The sequence below is a fragment of the Longimonas sp. genome (genome assembly GCF_046498435.1).
Taxonomy (GTDB): domain Bacteria; phylum Bacteroidota; class Rhodothermia; order Rhodothermales; family Salinibacteraceae; genus Longimonas.
The window spans coordinates 1-4,529 of the sequence record NZ_JAWOAR010000096.1 but is presented as its reverse complement, the minus strand read 5'-3'; the positions used below and the strand labels follow the sequence as shown (position 1 = coordinate 4,529).

The window sequence follows — 4,529 nt, the reverse complement described above, 5'->3', positions numbered from 1 at the left end:
TTGCGTATAACACAACGTTCAGCACTACGTACCAATGTGTCATCCCGGACAAGGTGCCCCTGGCATCGCTGATCCGGGATCCATCCTTCGGGAAGGCGGCTCCATGTGTTTGTTCAGGAGCCCGTCATTTTGCGTCGGGTACCGTGAAAACGTGAACAGGTCAGTTGTTAAATATCTGCATGACAATTCTGCGCAGATGGTATTATACGGTGCTTCATTCGTCGTCCGAGCCCAGAGCACCGAATTGCTGAGACGAATGGAAGATGGTCAGCACGTCCACTTCCTCGTCGTCCCGACCTACCACGTAGACGATCCGACAATTTCGATATAGAACTTCACGGATTGCTTCATCGCTGATCTCCGGAACGATGCGCCCCATTCGCGGGGGCTGCTCAAGAGGACGGATTTTCTCAATTACCTTCTCCTCGAAAACCTCGGCGAAGTCCGACGCACCGACACGCTCGTAGTATTCGATGATGGCATCAAGTTCGTTTTGGGCCTGCTCAGTGAGACGGACACGGGCCATGCGGATTTGCTATTGGTTCTCCTTAGAGCGACGACGCTTCAGCCGCGCTTCCACCTCGGCGAGCGGTACCGTCTTTCCTTCCTCGACTTGCTTTAGGCCAACTTCAATCTTGTGCAAGAAAACGAGACGCTCGATGGCGTCCTCGATCGTAGCATCCTCCGGCAGTTCCTCAACAGCGCGGACAATCTTTGCTTTCGTGGTCACTTGCGACATAAGTGGCTTCACTCAAGTTGGAAATGTGCTATAAAACGTACGACCCAGAGCAGTTACGGGTTCACAAACGGTCTCTGTACCACGGTGAAGTTCTGCTGCGAAGGCACTGGTAACCTATCAAGCAGGCACCAGAAGCGCCACCTGTTCGGGCCCACCGAGCTCCCCCTGTGCCCTTTGTCCGCAACAGCGTAGAGTTATGCGGCCCTTCTGGAACAGCAGCACGCGCTACGCCGCAATCTCTCGCACATGCAGAATCTCGCGCCGATCCATCGGCCGAACCTCGTCACGATGCAACGTGAGAACCGCGACCGTCTCGCCTTCGCCCGTTACAAACTCAACCTCGTACATTTCCCGTTCGCCTGAGTACCGATGCACGACGGCGCCGATGTCGCCACGCTCCAAGCCGTGTTCATCTGCGTCGCGCAGCAGAACGACCGTGTTTAGCTCTTCTATCACCATGGGTCTCGGGTTCGGTTCGCAGAGAAAATCAGTGATCGGTTGGCACCTGAGATAGTGTTACTACGCCGGATACGCCGTGACAAACCGTGGCACATCCCGGTCTGACTCTTCGATAATCCACACCGTGCGTACGGGCACCTCGTCTCCGCGAGGCGTAGAGAGCAAACCATCCACCATGTACTTTGTGCCGTAGTCCGTTTGCTCGGCTCGGACCACGTTTGACTGGCGGGCGAGGGTGAGAAGTCCATCCCTCAGGATGTCGGTGTTGGACAGGTCGAAGCCAAGCCGACGAAAGAAGCGCGCCTTCCCCCGACCGACCGGATGCGATAGCGATAGCAGGTAGGACGTGAGCTTCCGTTCAGGGATGAAAGCGTGATCCCGGCGTGGAAGCTTCATGCTACATAGAACGGGTCAGACGAAGAGGAAAAACACAGAGCCACATAACCTATACTTACATCAACACACGTGACATAGCAGGCATCCATAATTCCGGGAAACGCACTGACAAATCAATTCGATACGCAAAACCCGTCCGGTACTATGTCAACACGTGGGGCCTAGCATGCGTGTGGCGTCACCCGCTACCCAGTGCCAATCCGATCATGCTGAAAAGCGGATGCCAAACGCGCATGCAAAGCATACCCACGACATCTTGCACATGCAACCCGCAATCTCGCTCGCACGAGAGCAGAAGGGCGCCATCTCCCCAAACAAAAAGCCCCGGTCAGCACAGAGCCAACCGGGGCGGCAAGGGGAACACTATGGTGAGGCATCCAGCAAGGCGGAAGGAGGTTTTTCGACTCCGCCCAAAATGACAGTTTTCAAGGGGGAGCAATCCGCCCTACACACCCAGTTCAATAGGCACGCCGCCTTCGGGCTGGTGCACCGTGATCGTGGCGTCGATCTCGGCGATGTGCTCGGCCATCCAGGTGCGGGCGTCGGGTTCGCCGTGGACGAGCACCACTTCGCTCGGATGGAGGCGCCGAACCACCTCCAGCAGCTCGTCGCGGTTGCTGTGTCCGGAGAAGCGGAAGTCGTCGACCAGGCAGCGCACGGGCTGCGGACCCTGCTCGGGGTTGAGCACGACCTCGGTGCCGTTGCCGCTCTCCGCGGCCTCCAGCAGACGCGCCGAGGGCGAGCCTTCTTTCGAGTAGCCCACCATCAGAATCGCGTTGTCGGGGTCTTCGATCAGGCGGCGTCCGATGCGGTTCGACAGCGTGGGCTCGAACATCATGCCGCTGCTGAGCACGTGGATCGCGGGTCCGTCGAGCGCTTCGGCGGTGCGCTTTTCGCCACGCGGCAGGCGCTTCTGGTCCACGCCAAAAACGCGGAAGTCCGAGTCCACGCGGGGTGTGCTGGTGCGCGTCTGATCATAGAGATCCGCAATGGCGCGCATCGACCCGGCGGTGTAGATGGGCACCTCGTCATCAATCTTGCCCTCGCGCTTCAGGCGGTCGAGCACGGCCAGCGTTTCCTGGGCACGGCCCATCACAAAGACGGGGATGAGCGCCGTGCCGCCGCGTTCGAGCGTGGTTTGCAGCGCCTCGGTGAACTTGGCGAGCTCCTTCTCGCGGCTCGTTGCGGCCGCCTCGGGATCGTTGCCTGCGGTCGATTCCAGGATGAGCACGTCGGTGCTGTCGGGGTAGTTCGCCCCCGGCAGAATCGACTGGTTGGTGAGCTTGGTATCGCTCGTGTAGAAGATGCGCGGGGCGTCGTCGCCCTCGCCCACGGTTAGCTCCACGCCCACGCCGCCCAGGATGTGCCCGGCGGTGTAGAACTGAGCGGTGACTTCCGACTTGCCGCCCAAACCCGTCACCTTAAACGGCTTCTGTAGGGGATGCGTTAGGTACAGGTCGCTGAGCGGCTCGACCTCGGCCTCCGTAAAAAGCGGATCGGCCTGGGTGCTGCCCTCGCGCACGCGGCGGGCCTGCAATCGGGCCGAGGCCGGGAGCAAGAACTCCAGCAGCCGCTTCGTCGCATCCGTCATGTGCGTGATGATGTGCGGAAACTCGCGGTAGAGCACCGGCACCCCGCCCATGTGATCGTGATGCGCGTGCGTCACGAAGGCGTGATCTACGAAGCGATCGTCGGCATTGTGGATGAGATCGAAGCGGGGGAGCGAGGCCGCGCCGTCTTTGCGTGGATCGACCCCCGCATCCAACAACAGGCCCGTGCCATTCAGGCCCAGGTAGTGACAACTGGCGGCGATGTCGTCGGTATCGCCAAGAGCAACAAATTCCATAAACAAACGGGAAGGTCCGGTTCAACAAATAAACAGCACGCAGGCCGCGCTACCGCCCCGGATTCGCCCCAGGGCAGCAGAGCGCGCGCTCCACAGCAACGCGAGGTCTTACACCGCCTCGGCAAGTTCGTCCTGATAGGCATTCCAGTCGTCCAGGAAGCGCTGCAGGCCACGGTCGGTCAGCGGGTGCTCCAGCAGCTTCTGGATGGTGCCAAACGGAATCGTGGCCACGTCGGCCCCGGCCAGCGCCGCTTCTTTCACATGCATGGGGTGGCGAATCGAGGCGGCCAGAACTTCGGTCTCGAGGCCGTAGTTGGCATAGATCTGCACGATCTCCTCAATCAGCTGCATCCCGTTCGAGGAGATGTCGTCGATGCGCCCAATGAACGGACTGATGTACGTGGCGCCCGCCTTGGCCGCCAGCAGCGCCTGCATCGGCGAAAAGCAGAGCGTACAGTTGGTGGGAATGCCCTCGTCCGAGAGCGCCCGAATCGCCTTGATGCCCTCGCGGATGAGCGGCACCTTCACGACCACATTCTCGTGGAGCTGCGCCAGCTCGTGGGCCTCCGTCATAATGCCGTTGAAATCGGTTGCCGTCACCTCTGCCGACACGTCGCCGTCCACGATGTCGCAGATCTCCTGCACGCGCTCGTGAAAGTCGATGTTGCCCTCTTTCTTGACGAGCGAGGGGTTGGTGGTTACACCGTCGAGCACGCCCAGGTCATTCGCCTCACGGATCTGGTCGAGGTTGGCCGTGTCAATAAAAAATTTCATAGGGAGTCAGTGTTCGTCAAACAAGCAGCGTAAGTAGAGCAGTGCTGTAATGAACAATCCCCGCTTAGAGTTCGTCTCTCACATGCTTTCGGCCTGCCTTTGCCAGATTCGCACGGGACCGCGGGTTCCTGAATCAAGTTCAGGATGACCAGAGTGGGGGGCTTTGTGAGGTGGTGAGATTAATCACAGGACCTGGCACCGACGGTCCGTATCTGTTTAGCGGCTTATAGCCTGGGACACGTGCAGCGCCGATAGCATTCGTTCCAAAGATCGCCGGGGACGCAAGCGGTCCCCGGCTATGGACCCCTTAGCCCG

The 4,529-nt window shown here is 59.7% G+C and carries 6 protein-coding genes; all 6 read right to left on the bottom strand.

Features of this window, described 5'->3' with window-relative positions:
* Window positions 1-214: 214 nt before the first annotated feature.
* The gene (locus R6U20_RS04025; protein ID WP_410336583.1) at window positions 215-526 is read right to left on the bottom strand and encodes a type II toxin-antitoxin system RelE/ParE family toxin; all 312 of its coding nucleotides are present in this window, start codon (window positions 524-526) and stop codon (window positions 215-217) included.
* Window positions 527-535: 9 nt separating this feature from the next.
* Complete coding sequence (locus R6U20_RS04020; protein ID WP_410336582.1) at window positions 536-739, bottom strand: hypothetical protein; 204 nt, start codon at window positions 737-739, stop codon at window positions 536-538.
* Between the two features lie 225 nt (window positions 740-964).
* Entirely contained in the window at window positions 965-1,198 is a 234-nt protein-coding gene (locus tag R6U20_RS04015; RefSeq protein ID WP_410336581.1) for a DUF4926 domain-containing protein, read from the bottom strand.
* A 60-nt stretch (window positions 1,199-1,258) separates the two neighbouring features.
* Window positions 1,259-1,594, bottom strand: coding sequence for a DUF6883 domain-containing protein (locus R6U20_RS04010; protein ID WP_410336580.1), 336 nt, complete (start codon window positions 1,592-1,594; stop codon window positions 1,259-1,261).
* A gap of 445 nt (window positions 1,595-2,039) precedes the next feature.
* Window positions 2,040-3,440: an MBL fold metallo-hydrolase gene (locus R6U20_RS04005; protein ID WP_410336579.1), complete on the bottom strand. Its 1,401-nt coding sequence runs from the start codon at window positions 3,438-3,440 to the stop codon at window positions 2,040-2,042.
* A gap of 108 nt (window positions 3,441-3,548) precedes the next feature.
* Window positions 3,549-4,214: a fructose-6-phosphate aldolase gene (fsa, locus tag R6U20_RS04000; RefSeq protein WP_410336578.1), complete on the bottom strand. Its 666-nt coding sequence runs from the start codon at window positions 4,212-4,214 to the stop codon at window positions 3,549-3,551.
* Window positions 4,215-4,529 lie beyond the last annotated feature (315 nt).

Coding starts and splice junctions, on each gene's coding strand:
- R6U20_RS04025 (WP_410336583.1), bottom strand. CDS start 526: ATGGCCCGTGTCCGTCTCACTGAGCAGGCCCAAAACGAACTTGATGCC.
- R6U20_RS04020 (WP_410336582.1), bottom strand. CDS start 739: ATGTCGCAAGTGACCACGAAAGCAAAGATTGTCCGCGCTGTTGAGGAA.
- R6U20_RS04015 (WP_410336581.1), bottom strand. CDS start 1,198: ATGGTGATAGAAGAGCTAAACACGGTCGTTCTGCTGCGCGACGCAGAT.
- R6U20_RS04010 (WP_410336580.1), bottom strand. CDS start 1,594: ATGAAGCTTCCACGCCGGGATCACGCTTTCATCCCTGAACGGAAGCTC.
- R6U20_RS04005 (WP_410336579.1), bottom strand. CDS start 3,440: ATGGAATTTGTTGCTCTTGGCGATACCGACGACATCGCCGCCAGTTGT.
- fsa (WP_410336578.1), bottom strand. CDS start 4,214: ATGAAATTTTTTATTGACACGGCCAACCTCGACCAGATCCGTGAGGCG.